This is a genomic window from Bradyrhizobium sp. CCGE-LA001 (assembly GCF_000296215.2).
Classification (GTDB): Bacteria; Pseudomonadota; Alphaproteobacteria; order Rhizobiales; family Xanthobacteraceae; genus Bradyrhizobium.
Map to the genome: position 1 here is coordinate 1,405,131 of NZ_CP013949.1, position 19,554 is coordinate 1,424,684.

The 19,554-nt window shown below is 66.0% G+C and carries 21 protein-coding genes; 13 read left to right on the forward strand and 8 right to left on the reverse strand.

Features of this window, described 5'->3' with window-relative positions; translation table 11 throughout:
* The first annotated feature begins 45 nt into the window (after positions 1–45).
* The 3 genes from BCCGELA001_RS06785 (at position 46) to BCCGELA001_RS06795 (ending at position 1,863) form a co-directional block, all read left to right on the forward strand.
* The gene (locus BCCGELA001_RS06785; protein ID WP_060734899.1) at positions 46–825 is read left to right on the forward strand and encodes a sulfite exporter TauE/SafE family protein; all 780 of its coding nucleotides are present in this window, start codon (positions 46–48) and stop codon (positions 823–825) included.
* Complete coding sequence (locus BCCGELA001_RS06790) at positions 822–1,052, forward strand: hypothetical protein (protein ID WP_008544576.1); 231 nt, start codon at positions 822–824, stop codon at positions 1,050–1,052. Before BCCGELA001_RS06785 ends, BCCGELA001_RS06790 begins: the two co-directional genes overlap by 4 nt.
* A gap of 112 nt (positions 1,053–1,164) precedes the next feature.
* Positions 1,165–1,863, forward strand: a complete 699-nt coding sequence (locus BCCGELA001_RS06795) for a glutathione S-transferase family protein (RefSeq protein ID WP_008544578.1) — start codon at positions 1,165–1,167, stop codon at positions 1,861–1,863.
* Between the two features lie 17 nt (positions 1,864–1,880).
* On the opposite strand, the gene BCCGELA001_RS38715 is transcribed toward BCCGELA001_RS06795, so the two are convergent.
* Positions 1,881–2,072 (reverse strand): cysteine-rich CWC family protein, encoded by a 192-nt coding sequence (locus tag BCCGELA001_RS38715; protein WP_060737524.1) that lies wholly within the window; start codon positions 2,070–2,072, stop codon positions 1,881–1,883.
* A gap of 113 nt (positions 2,073–2,185) precedes the next feature.
* Here BCCGELA001_RS38715 and BCCGELA001_RS06805 point away from each other — a divergent pair, with 113 nt between their 5' ends.
* From BCCGELA001_RS06805 to BCCGELA001_RS06815, 3 genes are all read left to right on the forward strand, one after another.
* Positions 2,186–3,718, forward strand: a complete 1,533-nt coding sequence (locus BCCGELA001_RS06805) for a DUF1800 domain-containing protein (protein WP_060734900.1) — start codon at positions 2,186–2,188, stop codon at positions 3,716–3,718.
* Positions 3,715–4,938, forward strand: coding sequence for a DUF1501 domain-containing protein (locus tag BCCGELA001_RS06810; RefSeq protein ID WP_060734901.1), 1,224 nt, complete (start codon positions 3,715–3,717; stop codon positions 4,936–4,938). Before BCCGELA001_RS06805 ends, BCCGELA001_RS06810 begins: the two co-directional genes overlap by 4 nt.
* Before the next feature lie 142 nt (positions 4,939–5,080).
* On the forward strand, positions 5,081–5,404 hold the full coding sequence (locus BCCGELA001_RS06815) for an antibiotic biosynthesis monooxygenase family protein (RefSeq protein ID WP_008544592.1): 324 nt from the start codon (positions 5,081–5,083) through the stop codon (positions 5,402–5,404).
* Positions 5,405–5,431: 27 nt separating this feature from the next.
* Here BCCGELA001_RS06815 and BCCGELA001_RS06820 read toward each other — a convergent pair whose 3' ends face one another.
* From BCCGELA001_RS06820 to BCCGELA001_RS06840, 6 genes are all read right to left on the reverse strand, one after another.
* The gene (locus BCCGELA001_RS06820) at positions 5,432–6,373 is read right to left on the reverse strand and encodes an aldo/keto reductase (RefSeq protein WP_060734902.1); all 942 of its coding nucleotides are present in this window, start codon (positions 6,371–6,373) and stop codon (positions 5,432–5,434) included.
* A 254-nt stretch (positions 6,374–6,627) separates the two neighbouring features.
* Complete coding sequence (locus BCCGELA001_RS06825) at positions 6,628–7,083, reverse strand: GNAT family N-acetyltransferase (RefSeq protein WP_060737525.1); 456 nt, start codon at positions 7,081–7,083, stop codon at positions 6,628–6,630.
* An 86-nt stretch (positions 7,084–7,169) separates the two neighbouring features.
* Positions 7,170–7,991 carry a PAS-domain containing protein gene (locus tag BCCGELA001_RS06830; protein WP_008544596.1) on the reverse strand — a complete coding sequence of 274 codons (822 nt, stop codon included), beginning with the start codon at positions 7,989–7,991 and terminating at the stop codon, positions 7,170–7,172.
* Positions 7,992–8,119: 128 nt separating this feature from the next.
* Positions 8,120–8,278, reverse strand: coding sequence for a hypothetical protein (locus tag BCCGELA001_RS36850; RefSeq protein WP_008544598.1), 159 nt, complete (start codon positions 8,276–8,278; stop codon positions 8,120–8,122).
* Positions 8,279–8,351: 73 nt separating this feature from the next.
* On the reverse strand, positions 8,352–8,528 hold the full coding sequence (locus BCCGELA001_RS38260) for a hypothetical protein (RefSeq protein WP_008544600.1): 177 nt from the start codon (positions 8,526–8,528) through the stop codon (positions 8,352–8,354).
* Positions 8,529–8,687: 159 nt separating this feature from the next.
* Positions 8,688–9,338, reverse strand: a complete 651-nt coding sequence (locus tag BCCGELA001_RS06840; RefSeq protein WP_060734903.1) for a glutathione S-transferase family protein — start codon at positions 9,336–9,338, stop codon at positions 8,688–8,690.
* A 617-nt stretch (positions 9,339–9,955) separates the two neighbouring features.
* On the opposite strand from BCCGELA001_RS06840, the gene BCCGELA001_RS06845 reads away from it, so the two are divergent.
* From BCCGELA001_RS06845 to BCCGELA001_RS06875, 7 genes are all read left to right on the forward strand, one after another.
* Positions 9,956–11,158, forward strand: coding sequence for a pyridoxal phosphate-dependent aminotransferase (locus BCCGELA001_RS06845; protein ID WP_060737526.1), 1,203 nt, complete (start codon positions 9,956–9,958; stop codon positions 11,156–11,158).
* 345 nt (positions 11,159–11,503) lie between these two features.
* On the forward strand, positions 11,504–11,983 hold the full coding sequence (locus BCCGELA001_RS06850; protein WP_060734904.1) for a DUF992 domain-containing protein: 480 nt from the start codon (positions 11,504–11,506) through the stop codon (positions 11,981–11,983).
* 159 nt (positions 11,984–12,142) lie between these two features.
* Positions 12,143–14,191 (forward strand): elongation factor G, encoded by a 2,049-nt coding sequence (locus tag BCCGELA001_RS06855; RefSeq protein WP_060734905.1) that lies wholly within the window; start codon positions 12,143–12,145, stop codon positions 14,189–14,191.
* 301 nt (positions 14,192–14,492) lie between these two features.
* Positions 14,493–14,765 (forward strand): helix-turn-helix domain-containing protein, encoded by a 273-nt coding sequence (locus tag BCCGELA001_RS06860; RefSeq protein ID WP_008566993.1) that lies wholly within the window; start codon positions 14,493–14,495, stop codon positions 14,763–14,765.
* 98 nt (positions 14,766–14,863) lie between these two features.
* Entirely contained in the window at positions 14,864–16,603 is a 1,740-nt protein-coding gene (locus tag BCCGELA001_RS06865) for a SulP family inorganic anion transporter (protein ID WP_060734906.1), read from the forward strand.
* Between the two features lie 62 nt (positions 16,604–16,665).
* A complete protein-coding gene (locus tag BCCGELA001_RS06870; protein ID WP_008544633.1) occupies positions 16,666–17,505 on the forward strand; it encodes a shikimate dehydrogenase in 840 nt (279 codons plus the stop codon).
* Between the two features lie 65 nt (positions 17,506–17,570).
* On the forward strand, positions 17,571–18,197 hold the full coding sequence (locus tag BCCGELA001_RS06875; protein ID WP_060734907.1) for a hypothetical protein: 627 nt from the start codon (positions 17,571–17,573) through the stop codon (positions 18,195–18,197).
* A gap of 127 nt (positions 18,198–18,324) precedes the next feature.
* On the opposite strand, the gene BCCGELA001_RS06880 is transcribed toward BCCGELA001_RS06875, so the two are convergent.
* Entirely contained in the window at positions 18,325–19,461 is a 1,137-nt protein-coding gene (locus BCCGELA001_RS06880) for an alpha-hydroxy acid oxidase (RefSeq protein WP_060734908.1), read from the reverse strand.
* Positions 19,462–19,554: the final 93 nt, after the last annotated feature.

Here is a 19,554-nt window from a genome sequence, read left to right on the forward strand (position 1 = left end):
GCAAGGCACGTTCACCTCCGACAATCGCCGACAGGAGATCCCGTCTTGACGCCCATCATGATTGCTGCCCTCGGATTGCTGATGGTCGCCACCGCGTTCCTGTCGGGACTGTTCGGCATGGCGGGCGGGCTGATCCTGATCGGCGTGCTCCTGGCCCTGATGCCGCTGCCGACCGCGATGGTGCTGCATGCGATCACGCAGATGGCCTCGAACGGCTGGCGTGCGTTCCTGTGGCGCGCGCACATCCGCTGGCGACCGGTCGCGAACTATATGGTCGGCGCTGCCATCGCACTCGCGGCGTGGTCTCTGACCCGCTACGTGCCGGACAAGCCGATGGCGCTGCTGCTGCTCGGCGTCACCCCGTTCATGGCGCGGCTGCTGCCCACCAACATCAAGCCGGATCCTGATCGCCTCTGGCAAGGTACGGTCTATGGCACGATCTGCATGGGCCTGATGCTGATGACCGGCGTCTCCGGCCCGCTGCTCGACACCTTCTTCCTCGGCGGCGATTTCGGCCGGCGCGAGAAGGTGGCGACAAAGGCGATGTGCCAGCTCGTCAGCCATTTCACCAAGCTCGTCTATTTCGGCGGCATCATCGACCAGGCGGCGAGCCTCGATCCCGTGCTCGCTGCTGTTGCGATCGTAGCCTCGATGCTCGGCACCACGCTGGCGCGGCGCATCCTGGAAGCCATGACCGATCAGCAATTCGTGGCCTGGTCGAACAAGCTGATCACCACCATCGCCTGCTACTACATCGCCTATGGCGGCTGGCTGCTGCTTCGCGCGCCGGTTCTGGCCGCCTTCGACCAGGGAGGTTTGCCATGAGCGAGACGGCCGATCCGCTGGTGCTGGACTTCGTCGAATGGGTCGCGCGCGAGCCGCGCGCCTATGCCGAGGTGGTCGCGACCTGGAAGACCTCGTGCCCGCGCCTCACCATCTGGGAGGACGCTGCGGATCGCGGTTACGTTGCGCGCGAGACGATTGCGGGGGTGGGGCTGATGATCGCGGTGACGAAGGACGGCGAACGGCTGCTGCGCACGAACGGACGGTGAGATCCACTTCTGCTTCCACAACGTCATTGCGAGCGCCAGCGAAGCAATCCAGAATGTCTCCGCGGCGGCAGACTGGATTGCTTCGCTGCGCTCGCAATGACGGAATAAAGCCATGTCACTCAAGCTCTACGAACTCGTCGGCACCGACGCCGCGCGCCCGTTCAGCCCGTATTGCTGGCGCACGCGGATGGCGCTCGCGCATAAGGGGCTGTCGGCGCAATCGCTGCCCTGGCGCTTCACCGAGAAGAGCGCGCTTGCCCCGCACGGCTCCGAGAAAGTCCCTGTGCTGCTGCATCACGACAAGCCCGTGGTCGATTCCTGGACGATCGCGGCCTATCTCGAAGACAATTTCCCGGATCGACCGTCGCTGTTCGGCGGTGAGGGCGGCCGCGCCATGGCGCGCATGATCAACGCATTCGGCGACATCGCCATCGTCGGCGGCATCTTTCCGCTCATAGTGGCCGACATCCCGAACAATCTCGCCGAGGCCGACGCCGCCTATTTCCGAAAGTCGCGCGAGGCGCGCTTCGGCGGCAAGAGCCTGGAACAGGCCATGGCAGGCCGCGACACCGGCGTGGTCACGTTCCGCAAGTCGCTCGAAGTGATGCGGCAGACGCTGAAGAAGCAGCCCTATCTCGGCGGCGCCACGCCGAACTACGCCGACTACATCGTGTTCGGCGGCTTCCAATGGGCGCGCGTGGTGAGCCCGTTCAAGCTGCTCGAAGCGGATGACCCGATCTATGCGTGGCGCGAAAAGCTGCTCGATGCATTCGACGGCATGGCGCGGACATCACCGGGGCATGAGGTATAGGCCACGCTGTTTCCCGCCTAACGCTCCGCGGCCGCCTTCCGCAAGCAGTCCCGGCACAGGCAATCCTCGCCCTTCATCGGCATCGGCAGTTTTGCCGTCTCCTCCGCGCACCAGCACGTGCCCGAGAGGTCGCAGCCGAATTCGGTGCCGCAGCGGGAGCAGGTGAGGCGGCGGGGTTCCGGCAGCGAGGATTGTTTCGCGATTGTCATCATTTACGCCGAAGCTTCGCCGTCATTTTCATGTCGGGTTCATTTGTCGCTGCGGTATATTAGGCGCTGCGCAGGCATCAGGAAAGCGGCTCCACCGCGCGAAGGACAGATCGATGGCCCGCGATTCGCAAGCTGCCCTCGTTGCGCTCAACCGCTTCGGCTTGGGCGCGCGCGGCGGCGCCTCCGGCGATCTCATCAATGCGGCCTCCGATCCGCGCGGTTTCGTGAAGGCGGAGCTCGCGCGTCCGAGCGGCGTGCTGCTGGAAGCGCCCGGCCTGCAATCGACACCGCAGCTGGGTCAGGCGGTGTTCGCCTATCAGGACCAGGTCAGGCAGGCGCGCGAGGCCGCGAAGGCCGCGGCGCCGGCTGAAACGCAGGCACCACCGCCTGTCGATCAGAAGCCCGCCTTGCGCCGCAATCTCTCGCTGAACGCAGCGGCGGAGATCACCGGCCAGATGGCCGATGCCAAGCCTGCAGACATGGCAACGAAGCCCGAGACCATGCAGCCCGCCAGGCCCGCGCCGCAGCCGCTCAACGTCATCCAAAAGACCTTTCGCGCCGAGGCGCTGGCGCGACTGCAGCGCGCGACGCTGGCCGAGTGCGGCTTCACCGAGCGGCTGGTCGTGTTCTGGTCCAACCATTTCTGCATCTCCGCCAGCAAGGGCGAGCTGGCGCGGGTCTGGGCCGGCGCATTCGAGCGCGAGGCGATCCGGCCGCATGTGCTCGGCCGCTTCGCTGACATGTTGAAGGCGGTGGAGCAGCATCCTGCGATGCTGTTCTTCCTCGACAACCAGCAATCGCTCGGTCCCGACTCGCGCGCGGGACAAAACCGCAAGCGCGGGCTGAACGAGAATCTCGCCCGCGAGATCATGGAGCTGCATACGCTCGGCGTCGGCGGCGGCTACACGCAGGACGACGTCACCTCGCTCGCGCGCATCATCACCGGCTGGACCTTTGCCGGACGGCAGGGGCAGCTTGGCCCACCCGGGTCCTTCGTGTTCAACGCCAATGCGCACCAGCCGGGGTCGCAGATCCTGCTCGGCAAGACCTATGATCCGGCCGGCCTCGCACAGGGAGAGGCCGCGCTCGCCGACATCGCACGCCATCCCTCGACCGCGAATTTCATCGCCACCAAATTCGTTCGTCACTTCGTCGCCGACGATCCGCCGCCTTCGCTCGTCGCCCGCCTGCGCGACGTCTTCGTCAGGACCGACGGCGATCTCAAGGCAATGGCGACCGCGCTGGTCGATTCCGATGAAGCGTGGAAAGCACCGTTGACCAAGATGCGCTCGCCTTACGAATTCCTGGTCGCGAGCGGCCGGCTGCTCGCGCGGGTGCCGGAGGATCCGAGCCGTTATCTCAACGGCCTCAACTTGCTCGGGCAGCCGCTATGGTCGCCGGCCGGGCCCAACGGCTTTCCCGACACCAATGCCGCCTGGGCCGCGCCCGAGGGCATGAAGCTCAGGCTCGATATCGCCGCGCAAATCGGCGCCCGGCTCGGCAGCAATATCGATCCGCTCGATCTCCTGGAGTTCGCGGCGGCGGATGCCGCCTCCATCGAAACGCGGCGGACGGTGGAGCGCGCCGAATCGCGGCAGCAGGCGCTGGCGCTGTTGTTGATGTCCCCGGAAATGCAGCGGAGATGACGATGATCGACTGCGTCGAGAACCGGCTCCTCACCTCGCGGCGCGGCCTCCTGCTCGGCGGCGCCTCGTTCGCGGCCTGGGCCTATTTGCCGAAATTCGCGCGCGCGGCGGACGGGCGCGATCCGCGACTGGTCGTGGTGATCCTGCGCGGCGCACTCGACGGTCTTGCGACGGTCGCGCCGCTCGGCGATCCCGATTATGCGGGCCTGCACGGCTCGATCGCACTCACGGCAGATGGTGCCCATCCCGCGATCATGCTCGACTCGTTCTTTGCGCTGCATCCGGCGATGCCGGAATTTGCGCGCATGTACCGCGACAAGCACGCCGCGGTCATCCACGCTGCGGCCACACCCTATCGCGACCGCTCGCATTTCGACGGCCAGGACGTGCTCGAAAGCGGCTATGCCGGCCCTGGGCGCGTGCAGTCCGGCTGGCTCAACCGCGCGCTCGAGACGTTGCCGCGCGGCGAGCGTGTGTCGAGCGGCCTTGCGGTCGGGCCGACCACGCCGCTGGTGCCGCGCGGCAATGCGCCGACCGTCGGCTGGGCGCCGGTCGCGCTGCCGCAGGCCGACGAGGACACCGCGATGCGCCTCGTCGAGCTCTACCGTCATCGCGATCCCGCGCTGGCGATGGCCTTGTCGCAAGGCCTTCGGCTCGACAAGGCTGCTGGTGGTGACGACATGAAGCCGAGGGGCGGCAATCAGGCCGCGCAGATGCGCCAGGTCGCGCGCGGCGCCGCCAAGCTGATGGCAGCCGATGACGGCCCGCGCATTGCCGCGCTCGCCTTCGACGGCTGGGACACGCATGCCAACGAAGGCGGTCCCGTTGGGCGTCTCGCCTTCCTGCTCGGCGGTCTCGACGGCGCGCTCGCCGAATTCGAGAACGGACTGGGCGCGCGCTGGCGCGACAGCGTCGTCGTGGTCGTCACGGAGTTCGGCCGCACCGCGCGCATCAACGGCACCGACGGCACCGATCACGGCACCGGAACGATCGCGCTGCTCGCCGGCGGCGCCGTGAAGGGCGGCCGCATCATCGCGGACTGGCCGGGCCTCAAGCTCGCCAACCTTCATGAAGGCCGCGACCTCAAGCCGACCACCGATCTGCGCTCCGTCGTCAAGGGCGTGCTGCAGGACCAGTTCGGCCTGTCCGACCGCGTGCTGGCGGAGACGGTGTTTCCGGACAGCGCCGCAGCGCGGCCGATGAAGGGGCTTGTTGCCTAGGTGTCATTCCGGGGCGCGCGTCAGCGCGAACCCGGAATCCATTCATCCGCAGACACCGTCGCAAAATGGATTCCGGGCCCGCGCCTTGCGGGGCGTCCCGGAATGACGACATGATGAGCCGAGCATCAGGAGAACCACGCCCATGTACATCGCCATGAACCGCTTCCGCGTCGCCAAGGGCTCCGAGGCCGCCTTCGAGCAGGTCTGGCTTTCGCGCGACACCCATCTCGACAAGGTGCCGGGCTTCGTCGAATTTCACCTGCTGCGCGGGCCGGAGCTCGAAGACCACACGCTTTACGCCTCGCACACGGTGTGGGCCAACCATGCCGCGTTCGAGGCCTGGACCAAGTCGGAAGCGTTTCGTGCGGCGCATCACAAGGCAGGCGACAACAAGCCGCTCTATCTCGGCCATCCCCAGTTCGAAGGCTTCGAGGTGATGCAGACGGTCGGACGCGGCGCGAAATAGCGCGCTGCAGGGCCCAGCTAGCAGCGTTCAGCCCAGCGTGATCTTGTCGATCTCGGCCATCTCCTCGGCGCTGAGCTTCCAGGCGATCGCCTTGACGTTCTCCTCCACCTGCTCGACGCGGGTCGCGCCGGCGATCACGCTCGACACCTGCGGGCGCACGGCGAGCCAGGAGAAGGCGAGCTCTAGCATGCTGTGCCCGCGTGCCCTAGCGAAGGCCTGGAGCTTCTCGACCATGTCCTCGTTGCGCGGCGTGACGTAGCGGTCGCGCAGCGCCGGCGCCTTGGCAAAGCGCGTGTCGGCGGGCGCCGCTGCGCCGCGCTGATACTTGCCGGTGAGCAGGCCGCTGGCGAGCGGGAAGAACGGCAACAGGCCGAGCTTGTATTCCGATGCGGCCGGCAACAGGTCCTTCTCGATGTCCCGCACCAGCAGTGAATATTCATCCTGGCAGGAGACGAAGCGGCTGACATTCAACGCGCGTGCGACGTATTCGGCTTCCGCGATCCGCCAGGCCGGGAAATTGGAATTGCCGATGTAGCGCACCTTGCCCTGCCGGATCAGATCGTCGAGCGCGCGCAACGTCTCCTCGATCGGCGTCAGCGGGTCGTAATCATGCTGCTGATAGAGGTCGATGTAGTCGGTCTTGAGCCGCCTGAGGCTGGCTTCGACCGCGTCCATGATGTAGCGGCGCGAGGCACCCTGCTTGGTGCCGTCGGTCGCCATCGGCTTGGCATATTTGGTGGCGAGCACGATGTCCTTGCGGCGATCGCCGAGCACGGTGCCGAGCACCGTCTCCGAGCCGCCCATGCCGGCATAGATGTCTGCGGTGTCGAACAGCGTGATGCCGAGATCGAGCGCGCGATGGATCACCTTGCGCGAGGTCTCCAGATCCGTGCGCTGGCCGAAATTGTTGCAGCCGAGCCCGACGGCAGAGACGCGCAGGCCGGAGGCGCCGAGGTTACGAATGTCCATGGAAGGTCCCGTCGAATGAGCAACGGGGCATTCTGACCACGGCGCGTCCCGGCAGCTAGCCGTTGGCCGCGCTGCTGCCATGCCGGCGACGCGCACAAAAAAATGCGGCCCCTGTCAGACGCGGCGACTGACGGGGACCGCTTGGGGCGCTTGATCGGTGACGGGGGGCCTGATCAGACGCAGCTGCAACTTAATCCCGGTGTGTTACGCGGCGGTGACACGCTGAGTTATCCACAGGCCTTGAACTGCCCGGATCAAAAGATCTTGCGATAGACGATGAACCCGGAGCGCTCGGCGACCTTGTCGTACAGGCTCTGTGCCGTGACATTGGTCTCGTGCGTCTGCCAATAGACGCGTGGCGACCCCGCCAGTTTCGCCCGGTCGTACACGCCATGGATCAGCGCCGAGCCGACGCCCTTCCCGCGCGCGGCTTCGGACGTGAACAGGTCCTGCAAATAACAGGACGGCTCGATCGCGGTGGTGCTGCGATGGAAGAGATAGTTGGTCATGCCGAGCAGCTTGCCGTCGCTTTCTGCAACCAGCCCATGAACCGGCTCATAGGCGTCGAAGAAGCGCTGCCACGTCATCCGCGTGATCTCGGGCGCGAGCGCAGTCGGACCTGAGCGGCCGTAGAAGGCGTTATAGCCGTCCCACAGCGGCAGCCATTGATCGTAGTCCTGCCGTGTGACGGCGCGAATGATGAGCGACATGAGAATTTCCGCGATCTCGGAGTTACGCGAGGAAGAGACGTCTTTCATACGCGATGATCGCGTTGCCGATCAATCGCGTCGTCGCGTCACTCTGCGACGCGCAGATACCGGATCAGCTTGCGGCTCGTGGGATCGCGCAGCGAGCGGTAGTAGTCGGCGCGTGCCGGCGCGTCGGTGTGGCGCACGAGGTCGGTCACCGGCGTGTAGCTCAGCATGCGGCCGCCGTCGGGCAGCACGGTGCAGACGAAGCGGAGCACCTCGCCATTGCGCAAGGCGATGTTGATGGGCCTCGCGTCGCCGACCCGTACCATCTCCATGCGCTGCGCTATGAAGGTGGCGAGCTCGTCCTCGGGCAGCTCGAACGCGCCGGTGTCGCGGCCGTGATACATCAGCGCGATGAAGGGTGGCTTGGCGTCGGCGATCTCGTCCGGCACTGCGAAGTAGTCGCGGAACGCACGATTGATGAACTCGGCACGGGTCTCGGCATCGAGCAGCACCACGCCGATGTCGATCTGATCGAGCGCGGCCGACAGGCGCGCGGCGATGGCATGGCTCTGGCGTTCGGCCGCGAACGTGCCGAGCAGCCGCTCGCGCATCAGACCGATGATGCAGGCGGTGCCGGCGGCCGTGATCGCCAGGAGGCCGAGCCGGACCAGATCCGCGCTGCCATGGCTGGAGACGTCGTGCTGGTGAAGGAAGATCAGCGCGGTGCCGATCACGGCGACGGCCGCGGTCACCAGGGCCGAGGCAAGGCCCGACAGTGCGCCGGCAAGAGCCACGAGGCAGACCAGCAGCGGCCCAGGCGAGGGAGTGGGGAGGGTGGGGACGACGCGATCGAACAGCATCGTCAGCAGCAGGGTCGCTGCCGTCAGAACCGGACCGGAGATCGCACGCCATCCGAGCCGCATGGGCCAGTCTCGCTCCTCCCGAACGAGGTAAGACCGCAACACTGGCCGATCGTTGCACCGATGCGAGGCGATTTCGCGCGTCGTGCCTAAGGGGCACTTGCGGGAACGCGCAAATCTTTCGGAGGATTTTAGACCAAGTGCGCCTGCTTGAGGCGCTGCTGCATCGCGGGGGCGTTCAGCGTCGATGTGCCCGAGCTCTTGCGCATGCCGGTGAAAATCAACAGCGACGCCGCGACCAGGATGGCCGCAGTCAGCGTGATTGCAACGACTACCACGGGTGACTTCATCGACGTCCTGTCGCGATGCCGGTCGGCGCGGGCCGCGCGGCGCCTTGAAGGTTGGTCCAGGATGAAGCGGGAATCAGAGCGGCAGGCCCATCGCCATCGTCGCCTTGGTCGACAACACCGTCAGGGTGACGATCAAGCTCAGCGAAAGCGCGGCGACGGCGAGCGAGGCCGCGACCGCGTTGGTCAGCCGGGAAGACGCGACGGTGGCGGATTGGCTCTGAAAGCCTGCCGTGCCGGACGCCCGAATCATGGGTCTAAATCCCTCAACACGCGGGCGAATCACCCACGACTTTCCGGAATTTCCCAGTTTCAACCGGCAAGATTGCGGCGGCTGTCGCGCGGAAAGCGGCAAGATTGCGGCAAAATCGTCCCTTATGCCCGCTATTCGCGAGAGCGGGAGGACTGGCTGTCAGGCGCCCGCGGCGATGCTGGCGGGGTCATCGATGTCGGCCGGGCGCCAGTCCATCGTCACGAAGCCGGGCGCAGCCTCCACGCGTTTCAGCCAGTCCCGGATCGCCGGGAAGGTCGACAGGTCGAAATCGCAGCGGTCCGCGAGGTGGGTGTAGCCGTAGAGCGCGATGTCCGCGACGGTGAGCTGGCGCGCGGCGAAATAGGCGTTGGTCTTGAGATGATTCTCCATGACCTGGAGCGCGCCATAGCCGCGCTCCATCCAGTCCTCCAGCGAATGGGTCTGGAGATCGCGACCGCCCCTGACCAGCGAAAGCCAGAAATAGGCGGCGCCGATGTTGGGCTCGAGCGCGTGCTGCTCGAAGAACATCCATTGCAGCGCCTCGGCGCGGTCGATGCGGTTCTCCGGCGCCAGCGGCGTGCCGACGGCGACGTACCAGAGGATGGCGTTGGACTCGGCGAGAAAACGGTCTTCCCCGACCTCGAGCAGCGGCACCTGTCCTGACGGGTTCTTCGACAGGAAGTCCGGCGTGCGGCTCTCGCCGCGCAGAATGTCCACTTCGATTGCTTCGTAAGGCACGTTCAGCAGCGCCAGCGCAAGGCGGACCTTGTAGCTGTTGCCGGAGCGCTGCATCGAATAGAGCTTGTACATTCTGGAAGTTCGTTTCCGAGGAGGGAAGATGCGGCGCTGGCTGCCCTCCAGCGCCGCTAAACAATGATGCCGATGCGAATCCGCCGCAAGGGCCGCCCAATAGAAAAACTCGAAAACCCTACCGCACTGCAACGCCACGGAAGATCATTTCCGCGCGACCATGCAATTCAGTTCACGCTTGCGTCAATATGCAGGACACATGGCGACGTCCCCTTGTGTGAGACAGTGATTGGCCGCCAATCTCTGCGTCGTCATGGCCGGGCTTGACCCGGCCATCCACGTCTCACGGGCAGCACCAAGAACGTGGATGCCCGGGCCTTCGCCGCGCCGAAGCGGCTTCGGCCGCGCAGGCGGGACAAGCCCGGGCATGACGACCTTCAGTGCGATCGCAACACGCAAAATTGCTCCGAGGACAGGCCTTGCCTGATATGAGGGATTTGAGCGGCAAAGTTGCGAAATATTGCGGTCCGTCTCGTTTGAAGCGCTCCAAATCCCTAAGTTTTTCCGCGATGGGGCCGAAGTTTCTTGCGATGCAGCGGCACACGTTTTAGGGTGTCTCATTCCCACAATCAGAGTCGTGAGGCCCAGGGCTTCACGACGCTTGTCAGGAGATGACGATGTCCTTCCTTGCCGCTGCGCTCGACCGTGTGAAGCCGTCCGCGACCATCGCGGTCACGGATAAAGCACGCGCGCTGAAAGCGGCGGGCCGCAACGTCATCGGCCTCGGGGCCGGCGAGCCCGACTTCGACACGCCCGCCAACATCAAGCTGGCGGCGATCCGCGCCATCGAAGCCGGCAAGACCAAGTACACCGCGGTCGACGGCATCCCCGAGCTGAAGGACGCCATCATCGCCAAGTTTCAGCGCGAGAACGGCGTCGCCTACAAGCCGAACCAGATCATCGTCGGCACCGGCGGCAAGCAGGTGCTCTACAACGCGCTGATGGCGACCATCAATCCGGGCGACGAGGTGATCATCCCCGCGCCCTATTGGGTCAGCTACCCTGAAATGGTGGCGCTCGCCGGCGGCGAGCCGGTGCCGGTGGTCTGCACCGCCGCGACCGGCTTCAAGCTCCAGGCCGAGGCGCTGGAGCTCGCGATCACGTCGAAGACCAAATGGGTCATCCTGTGCTCGCCGTCGAACCCGACCGGAGCCGCCTACACCAAGTCGGAGCTGAAGGCGCTCACGGACGTGCTGATGAAGCATCCCCATGTGTGGGTGATGACCGACGACATGTACGAGCACCTCGTCTACGACGACTTCCAGTTCACCACGGTCGCGCAGGTCGAGCCTGGTCTCTACGACCGCACGCTCACCGTGAACGGCGTGTCGAAGGCCTATTGCATGACCGGCTGGCGCATCGGCTATGCCGGCGGCCCGGCGCAGCTGATCAAGGCGATGTCCACGATCCAGTCGCAGTCGACCTCGAACCCGTCGTCGATCGCGCAATGGGCGGCGGTGGAAGCGCTGAACGGTCCGCAGGACTTCATCCCCGCCAACAACAAGGTGTTCAAGGAGCGGCGGGACCTCGTCGTCTCCATGCTCAACCAGGCCAAGGGCATCGAGTGTCCGCGTCCCGAGGGCGCCTTCTACGTCTACCCGTCCTGCGCCGGCACGATCGGCAAGACCGCGCCGTCGGGCAAGGTGATCGACAATGACGAGACGTTCGTCACCGAGCTCCTGGAGACCGAAGGCGTCGCCGTCGTGCAGGGTTCGGCCTTCGGCCTTGGCCCCGCCTTCCGCATCTCCTACGCGACCAAGACCTCGGACCTCGAAGACGCCTGCAAGCGCATCCAGCGCTTCTGCGGCAATCTGCGCTGAGACCCAGTCGCGACAGTGCGAATTGGAAAGGCCCGCCTCGTGCGGGCCTTTTTTGTTCTGGCCGGTGGAGATTTGCTCGGGCGAGAAGCGCACCTCTATCCCAGTCATTGCGAGCCAACGGGTCCGCGCGAAGCGCGGCCCGATGACAGGCTCCGCGAAGCAATCCAGAATCCCTCCGCGGAAAGATTCTGATTGCTTCCGTCTTCGCCGATGGCTTCGGCGGACAAGTCGCTGCGCCCGCAATGACGGAGGATCTGGCACCGCCACGGCTGTTGTGGCATAGACCATGACGCATCACGGGTCGGGCGCTCTCTGCTCGCGTCACATCATCGCCGGAGATATTTCATGCGCCGTTCGTTCATCCTCGCAGGGCTCACTGCGGCCAGCCTCGTTGTCTCCGTCGCTGCCGCCGGCGCGCAGCAGCGGATGGCGCGGGTTGGCGTCCTCGAATGCCGCGGCGGCGCCAGCGTCGGCTTCATCGTGGGATCGGTGACCCATCTCGGCTGCGTGCTGCGCGCCGACGGCTTGCCCGATGACCGCTACGTCGCGACCATCCGCAAAGTCGGTCTCGACATCGGCATCACCCAGGAGACGGCGCTCGCCTGGGGCGTGTTCGCGCCGGTCGACCGGCTCGGTCCCGGCGACCTCTCCGGCAATTACGCCGGCGCGCAGGGCAGCGCGTCGATCGGCGTTGGCCTAGGGGGCAATGTGCTGGTCGGCGGCTCCAACAATTCGATCGCGCTCCAGCCGCTCAGCGTGCAGGGCCAGGTCGGCCTCAACATCGCCGCCGGCCTCGAAAGCCTGGAACTCCGTCCGGGTCGCTGAGTTTTGGCGCGGCGTTCCCTTCACCTCTGCCTCCGGGAGAGGTGAACACCAACGACGCACCGCAGCGACGTTTGACGCTTGCCAAATCTCGGCGACGGGCAGAGCATCGGCGTTTGCCGACCCAATCATGGGCCGAGCTCCACAAGAAGGAGGCGGCGAATGGGACAAGACGTCAGAAGTCCCCGAGGTCCACGGTGCATCGCGCTGGTGGGCCCTTTCCAAAGCGGTAAAACGACACTTCTCGAAGCAATACTGGCGCGAACGGGTGCAATCCCGCGCGCCGGCAGCGTCGATGCCGGAACGTCCGTCGGCGACGCCACGCCGGAGGCCCGTCATCACAAGATGACCGTTGGGCTCACTGCCGCCACCACGAATTTCATGGGCGACAGCTACACCTTCCTCGATTGTCCCGGTTCCGTCGAATTCGCCCACGACATGCGCGCCGTGCTGCCTGCGGTCGATGCCGCGGTCGTGGTCTGCGAGGCTGACGAGAAGAAGCTGCCGCAGCTCCAGATCATCCTGCGCGAGCTGGAGGAGTTGAAGATCCCGCGTTTCCTGTTCCTCAACAAGATCGATCGTGCCAGCCAGCGCATCCGCGAGACGCTCGCAACGCTCCAGCCCGCCTCGCGCGTGCCGCTGGTGCTGCGTCAGATCCCGATCTGGAAGGACGAATTGATCGAAGGCTTCGTCGATCTCGCGCTCGAGCGCGCCTTCATCTATCGCGAGCACAAGGCTTCCGAGGTGATCGCGCTCGAGGGCGGCAACCTCGATCGCGAGAAGGAGGCCCGCTTCTCGATGCTGGAGAAGCTTGCCGATCACGACGACGCGCTGATGGAGCAGCTGCTCGAAGACATCCAGCCGCCGCGCGATGCCGTGTTCGACGACCTCGCCCGCGAACTGCGCGAAGGGCTGATCTGCCCGGTGCTGTTAGGAGCTGCCGCGCGCGAAAACGGCGTGCTGCGCCTGATGAAGGCGCTGCGCCACGAATCGCCCGGTGTGGCGGAGACCGCAAAACGTCTCGGCGTCCCCGACACCAAGGATGCGCTCGGCTACGTCTTCAAGACGCTGCATTCGCAGCATGGCGGAAAACTGTCGCTGACGCGGCTGCTCGCCGGCCATCTCGACGACGGCGCCACGTTGCAATCCTCCTCCGGAGGCTCGGGCCGCATCTCCGGCATCCTCGCCGTCAACGGCGCCTACGACACCAAGCGCGCCTCAGCCGAGGCCGGCGACACCGTGGCGCTCGCCAAGCTCGATCCGATCAGGACCGGCGACACGGTCTCGAACGGCAAGGCGCCGCCTGCCGCGCTGATCACGATCGAGCCGACTGCGCCGGTGCTCGCGATCTCGATCGCAGCCAGCGATCGCAAGGACGATGTGAAGCTCGGTCAGGCCATGGCCCGGCTGCACGAGGAGGATCCCTCGCTCGTCGTCGTGCAGAACGCCCAGACCCACGACACCGTGCTGTGGGGACAGGGCGAGATGCATCTGCGCGTCGCCGGCGAGCGCTTGCGCGACCGCTTCGGCGTGAAGATCACGTCGCATCCGCCCGGCATCGGCTATCAGGAGACCATCCGCAAGCCGATCACCCAGCGCGGCCGCCACAAGAAGCAGTCCGGCGGCCACGGCCAGTTCGGCGACGTCGTGCTCGACATCAGGCCGCTGCCGCGTGGCGACGGCTTCAAGTTCGCCGAGAAGGTGGTGGGCGGCGCGGTGCCGCGCAACTACATCCCGGCGGTGGAGGAAGGCGTCGTCGATGGCCTCGCGCGCGGTCCGCTCGGCTTCCCCGTCACCGACGTGCAGGTGACGCTGACCGACGGCTCCTATCACAGCGTCGACTCCTCCGATCTCGCTTTCCGCACGGCGGCGCGGGTCGGGCTCAACGAAGGCCTGCCGCAATGCCAGCCCGTGCTGCTGGAGCCGATCCACATGGTCGAGATCGTCTGCCCGACCGACGCCACCGCCAGGATCAACGCGATCCTGTCGGCGCGGCGCGGCCAGATCCTCGGCTTCGACACCCGCGACGGCTGGAGCGGCTGGGACTGCGTTCGCGCTATGATGCCGGAAGCCGAGATCGGCGAGCTGATCGTCGAGCTGCGCTCCGCCACCGCCGGCGCCGGTAGCTTCACCCGCCAGTTCGACCACATGGCCGAAGTCACCGGCCGCGCCGCCGACCAGATCATCGCCGCGCATCAGCACGCGGCGTGATCGGTTAGGAAGGCAACGGCGTCTCGCTCCCTCTCCCCGTTCTGAACATCTTCACGGGGAGAGGGGCTGTCTCCGCACGTGCGGCGTTTCATAGGCCGCGCACTCTCCACGTCATTGCGAGCATAGCGAAGCAATCCAGGCTGTCTCCGCAGGGGCAGTCTAGATTGCTTCGTCGCAAGGGCTCCTCGCAATGACGGGGAGACAGCTCCGCAATCTGCTTGCGCTCTCCTGACAATGATGTATTTTACATCATTGTATATGCACCAACTATCACTTATAAACGCTAGTACGTGAGGCCAAGGTGATCACGTCGTTCCAGATGCGGGCGGCCCGGGCGCTGCTCGGCATTGACCAGAAAACCCTGGCCGAGCTTGCCGGCGTGTCGCTGCCGACCATCCAGCGGATGGAAGCCTCGACCGGCAATGTTCGCGGCGTGGTCGAGACCTTGATCAAGGTGGTCGAGGCGTTCGATCGGGCCGGCGTCGAGCTGATCGGCGAGCAGGCGCGCAGTGACAGCGGCGGGCGTGGCGTTCGCCTCAAGGAGCCGGGGCCGCCGCGCCGCGTCGGGGCATGATCGCGTTGGGCGTGCCCGGAAAACAAATAAGCTAACCGCACCGTCGCGTCCGGGATCGCGGCCGCACGATGCAGTTGAGCATTGTGGGGCAGCGGAGCATGAGCATCACGAGCGACCAGGCCGGTAAGCTGCATCAGCTGCGCCGGCCGACCTTTGCCGAACTTTACTTGCCGAAACTCGTCACCGTCTGGCGCGAAGGCTATGGCGCCGCGGATTTCCGCGCCGACGTCTTCGCCGGTCTCACCGTCGCGATCGTGGCGCTGCCGCTGTCGATGGCGATCGCCATCGCATCGGGCGTGACGCCGGACCGCGGTCTCTACACCGCCGTCGTCGGCGGCTTCATCGTGTCGCTGCTCGGCGGCAGCCGGTTCCAGATCGGCGGGCCGGCGGGCGCCTTCATCGTGCTGGTCGCGGTGACCGCGGAGCGGCACGGCGTCGACGGTGTGATCCTCGCCACCATGATGGCGGGACTGTTCCTGATCGCCGCGGGCCTGCTCCGGGTCGGCACCTACATCAAGTTCATTCCCTATCCCGTCACGGTCGGCTTCACCGCCGGCATCGCCGTCATCATCTTCGCCAGCCAGCTGCGCGATCTCTTTGGGATCACGCTCGCGGGGAAGGAGCCCAGCGAGTTCGTGCCGAAGCTGGTTGCGCTCGCCGGCGGCCTCAACAGCATCAATCCATCCGCCGTCGCGGTCGCCATCGTCAGCATCGTCATCATCGCGGCCTTGCGGGTCTGGCGCCCATCCTGGCCCGGCATCCTGATCGCGGTCGCACTCGCGGCCGTCGCCAGCGCCGTGCTGTCGCTGCCGGTCGAAACCATCGGCTCGCGCTTCGGCGGCATTCCGCGTGAATTGCCCTCGCCGGCGCTCCCTGCGTTCTCGCTGGAGAAGGCGAGGGCCGTGCTGCCGGATGCGATCGCGTTTGCGTTGCTCGCTGCGATCGAATCGCTGCTGTCGGCGGTGGTGGCCGACGGCATGACCGGACGCCGTCACCGCTCCAATTGCGAGCTGGTGGCGCAGGGCGCGGCCAATATCGGCTCGGCGCTGTTCGGCGGCATCTGCGTCACCGGCCTGATCGCGCGCACCGCGACCAACATCCGCGCTGGTGCGCGCGGGCCGCTCGCAGGGATGCTGCACTCCGTGTTCCTGCTGCTGTTCATGCTGATCGCAGCTCCCCTGGCGAGCTACATTCCGCTGGCCGCGCTCGCCTCGGTACTGGTCGTGGTCGCCTGGACCATGGCGGAGAAGCATGAATTCGCGACGCTGCTGCGGTCCTCCTGGGGCGATGCCGTCGTGCTGCTCGCGACCTTCCTGCTGACGATCTTCCGCGACCTCACCGAAGGCATCCTGGTCGGCTTCGCGCTCGGCGCAGTGCTGTTCATCCATCGCATGGCGGAGATGACGGGCATCGAGGAGCGCACCCCGCTGGTCGACGCCGACCGCCCCGACGACGGCAATGGCGACCGCGTTCCCTACGATCCCGGCCTGGCGGTCGATCGCGACGTGCTGGTCTACCGCATCACCGGCGCGTTCTTCTTCGGCGCCGCCTCGGCGATCGGCAGCGTCCTCGACGGCATCGCCGACGGGCGCAAGGCCTTCGTGGTCGATTTCGCCGCGGTGCCGTTCCTGGATTCCACGGCGGCCAACGTGCTCGGGCGCGTCGCCGCCAAGGCCCACCGCCAGGGCATCAAGCTGTTCATCACGGGGGCCTCGCCCACGGTTCGCCGCGCGCTGCTCACCCACGGCGTGACGCCGCCGCGTGCCCGCTACCGCCAAAACCTCGCGCGCGCCATTGCCGACATCAAGGGCTCCCCCGCCGGTGAGGCCGCGGATTAGCGGCGCTTGACAGACCCTTCGGGACGCGAAATGGATCGCCTCGGAAACGACCCGGGGGAAAGATGACCGCGCCCAAGACGCCTGCCGCCTGTCTGATCGGATGGCCGGCGGCGCATTCGCGCTCGCCGCTGATCCATCATTACTGGCTGCGCACGCTCGGCATCGAGGGCGGCTATGTCATCGAGGCGGTTCCGCCCGAGGATCTCAGGGACTTCGTGCTCAGGCTGTCGCTGCGCGGCTTCGTCGGCGCCAACGTCACCATCCCGCACAAGGAGGGCGTGCTTGCGCTGTCGAAGCCCGATGCGCGCGCAACCGCCGTGGGCGCCGCCAACACGCTGTGGATCGAGGACGGCGAGCTGTGCTCGACTAACACCGACGTCGAAGGCTTCATCGGCAATCTCGATGCCAGCGCACCTGGCTGGGACGCGGCCGAAGAGGCGCTCGTGCTCGGGGCCGGCGGCTCCGCGCGCGCGGTCGTATTCGGCCTGCGCGAGCGCGGCATCAAGCGCATCCATCTCGCCAATCGCACCATCGCGCGAGCCGCGACACTCGCAACACAGTTCGGGCCGCATGTGCATGCCGTGACGTGGGACAGCATCAACGAAATCCTGCCGCGCGCAAAACTGCTCGTGAACACGACCTCGCTCGGCATGCACGGCCAGCCTCCGCTCGACGTCGATGTGGCGCGCGTGCCGCAAGATGCCGTCGTCGCCGATCTCGTCTATGTCCCGCTGGTGACGCCGCTACTTGCGCAAGCGCAGGCGCGCGGCCTGAAGACCGCCGACGGGCTCGGCATGCTGCTGCATCAGGCGGTGCGCGGCTTCGAGCTGTGGTTCGGCCGGCGGCCGCAAGTCACGGCCGAGCTGCGCGCCTTGGTCGAGGCCGATCTCACAAAGTCTTGAGAGGGCCGCGGCGAATAGCACACCATCTCCGGAGTTCTAACCCGTGGGGGCAATCGGAGACCGAAATGACCATTCAACGCGTAACTTTCGCACGTCCATTGATCGCCGTCGCGATGGTGGCCCTCTCGACTTACTGCGCCTTCGCGCAAAGGGCACCGGTGCCGACCCGCGTGCGCGGCACCATCGAGAGCGTCACTGGCGACACCATGCAGGTCAAGTCGCGCACCGGCGAGGACGTGAAGCTCCACATCGCCACTGACGTGAACGTGTCAGGCATTACCAAGATTTCGCTCGCCGACATCAAGCCGGGTTCGTTCATCGGCGCGACCACCGTGCCCGGGCCGGACGGCGGCCAGAACGCGGTCGAGGTTCACGTTTTTCCGGAGAGCATGCGCGGCACCGGCGAGGGTTCGCGGCCCTGGGACCTCAAGCCCAATTCCAGCATGACCAATGCGACGGTCGCCGAGAGTGTGGTCGGCAATGACGGTCACACGCTGCTGGTGAAGTACAAGGACGGCGAGAAGAAAGTGTTCGTTGCCGACAACACGCCGGTCGTCACCTTCGTGCCCAGCGACAAATCCGAGTTGAAGCCGGGCGCCAAGGTCATCGCCTTTATCAAGCAATTGCCGGACGGCTCCTTCGAAGCGAACCGCATCAGCGTCGGCCGCGACGGCCTGACGCCGCCGATGTGAGGGCGGAAGCGGAGGACTCGTAGGGTGGGCAAAGGCGCGCTTGCGCCGTGCCCACGCTCTCTCTCGCGTCGCGCGACCAATGGTGGGCACGCTTACGCTTGCCCACCCTACAACACCGTCTCCGCGGCTACACCGCAATCACATGATCGTCGATCTCGTCCACCCTGTTGACGCCGCACAGGCCCATGGTGGTGAGCAGCTCTTTCTGGATGATGTCGATCGCCTTGGCGACGCCGGCCTGGCCGCCGGCGCCGAGGCCATAGGCGTAGGCGCGGCCGATCATGCAGGATTTTGCGCCGAGCGCGAGCGCGCGCATCACGTCCTGGCCGGAGCGGATGCCGCCGTCGAACATGATCTCCATCTTCTCGCCGACCGCATCCGCGATCTCGGGCAGCACTTCGATCGAGGACGGCGCGCCGTCGAGCTGGCGGCCGCCATGGTTGGAGACGACGAGCGCCTGCGCGCCGGTCTTGGCGGCTTCCTCGGCGTCCTCGACGTCGAGGATGCCCTTGATGATGAGCTTGCCCGGCCAGATGCTGCGGACCCACTCGACGTCCTTCCAGTTCAGCGAGGTGTCGAACTGTGACGCCGTCCATTCGGCGAGGCGGTTGAGGTCCTCGGTGTTCTTCACATGGCCGGCGATGTTGCCGAAGGTGCGGCGCTTGCCTTGCAGCACGCCGGAGACCCAGGCCGGCTTGCTGGCGAAATCCAGAAGCTTCGACAGCGACCATTCCGGGGGCACCGTCATGCCGTTCTTGATGTCGGCATGGCGCTGACCGATCACCTGCAAATCGACGGTGAGCACCAGCGCGCTGCACTTGGCGGCCATCGCGCGCTGGATCAGCTCCTTGATGAAGCCGCGGTCTTTCATCACGTAGAGCTGGAACCAGAACGGCTTTTCGACATTGGCGGCGATGTCCTCGATCGAGCAGATCGACATCGTCGATTGCGTGAACGGGATGCCGGCGGCCTGCGCCGCGCGGCAGGCATGGATCTCGCCGTCGCCATGCTGCATGCCGAGCAGGCCGACGGGCGCGAGGATCAGCGGCATGGTCGAGGGCTCGCCGAGGATCGAGGTCGAGGTGTCGCGCTTGGAGACATCGACCAGGATGCGCTGGCGGAATTTTATTGCCTGCATGTCCTCGCGATTGGCGCGCAGCGTTTCCTCGGCATAGGAGCCGCGGTCGCAATAGTCGAAGAACGCCTTCGGCACGCGGCGCTTATGCAGCGCGCGGAGATCGTCGATACAGGTGATGTGCTTCATGAACGTTTCCCGGCCCGTCTAATTCGGAAGTCTTGCATCGGAAGAGCGAGGGGTCATCTAGCATGGTTGGATGCATAGCCAAATCGTTTGCAA

What these genes read in the sequence shown, in the direction of transcription:
- BCCGELA001_RS06790 (WP_008544576.1), top strand. Translation starts at nt 822, where the DNA reads ATGAGCGAGACGGCCGATCCGCTGGTGCTGGACTTCGTCGAATGGGTC.
- BCCGELA001_RS06795 (WP_008544578.1), top strand. Translation starts at nt 1,165, where the DNA reads ATGTCACTCAAGCTCTACGAACTCGTCGGCACCGACGCCGCGCGCCCG.
- BCCGELA001_RS38715 (WP_060737524.1), bottom strand. Translation starts at nt 2,072, where the DNA reads ATGACAATCGCGAAACAATCCTCGCTGCCGGAACCCCGCCGCCTCACC.
- BCCGELA001_RS06805 (WP_060734900.1), top strand. Translation starts at nt 2,186, where the DNA reads ATGGCCCGCGATTCGCAAGCTGCCCTCGTTGCGCTCAACCGCTTCGGC.
- BCCGELA001_RS06810 (WP_060734901.1), top strand. Translation starts at nt 3,715, where the DNA reads ATGACGATGATCGACTGCGTCGAGAACCGGCTCCTCACCTCGCGGCGC.
- BCCGELA001_RS06815 (WP_008544592.1), top strand. Translation starts at nt 5,081, where the DNA reads ATGTACATCGCCATGAACCGCTTCCGCGTCGCCAAGGGCTCCGAGGCC.
- BCCGELA001_RS06820 (WP_060734902.1), bottom strand. Translation starts at nt 6,373, where the DNA reads ATGGACATTCGTAACCTCGGCGCCTCCGGCCTGCGCGTCTCTGCCGTC.
- BCCGELA001_RS06825 (WP_060737525.1), bottom strand. Translation starts at nt 7,083, where the DNA reads ATGTCGCTCATCATTCGCGCCGTCACACGGCAGGACTACGATCAATGG.
- BCCGELA001_RS06830 (WP_008544596.1), bottom strand. Translation starts at nt 7,991, where the DNA reads ATGCGGCTCGGATGGCGTGCGATCTCCGGTCCGGTTCTGACGGCAGCG.
- BCCGELA001_RS36850 (WP_008544598.1), bottom strand. Translation starts at nt 8,278, where the DNA reads ATGAAGTCACCCGTGGTAGTCGTTGCAATCACGCTGACTGCGGCCATC.
- BCCGELA001_RS38260 (WP_008544600.1), bottom strand. Translation starts at nt 8,528, where the DNA reads ATGATTCGGGCGTCCGGCACGGCAGGCTTTCAGAGCCAATCCGCCACC.
- BCCGELA001_RS06840 (WP_060734903.1), bottom strand. Translation starts at nt 9,338, where the DNA reads ATGTACAAGCTCTATTCGATGCAGCGCTCCGGCAACAGCTACAAGGTC.
- BCCGELA001_RS06845 (WP_060737526.1), top strand. Translation starts at nt 9,956, where the DNA reads ATGTCCTTCCTTGCCGCTGCGCTCGACCGTGTGAAGCCGTCCGCGACC.
- BCCGELA001_RS06850 (WP_060734904.1), top strand. Translation starts at nt 11,504, where the DNA reads ATGCGCCGTTCGTTCATCCTCGCAGGGCTCACTGCGGCCAGCCTCGTT.
- BCCGELA001_RS06855 (WP_060734905.1), top strand. Translation starts at nt 12,143, where the DNA reads ATGGGACAAGACGTCAGAAGTCCCCGAGGTCCACGGTGCATCGCGCTG.
- BCCGELA001_RS06865 (WP_060734906.1), top strand. Translation starts at nt 14,864, where the DNA reads ATGAGCATCACGAGCGACCAGGCCGGTAAGCTGCATCAGCTGCGCCGG.
- BCCGELA001_RS06870 (WP_008544633.1), top strand. Translation starts at nt 16,666, where the DNA reads ATGACCGCGCCCAAGACGCCTGCCGCCTGTCTGATCGGATGGCCGGCG.
- BCCGELA001_RS06875 (WP_060734907.1), top strand. Translation starts at nt 17,571, where the DNA reads ATGACCATTCAACGCGTAACTTTCGCACGTCCATTGATCGCCGTCGCG.
- BCCGELA001_RS06880 (WP_060734908.1), bottom strand. Translation starts at nt 19,461, where the DNA reads ATGAAGCACATCACCTGTATCGACGATCTCCGCGCGCTGCATAAGCGC.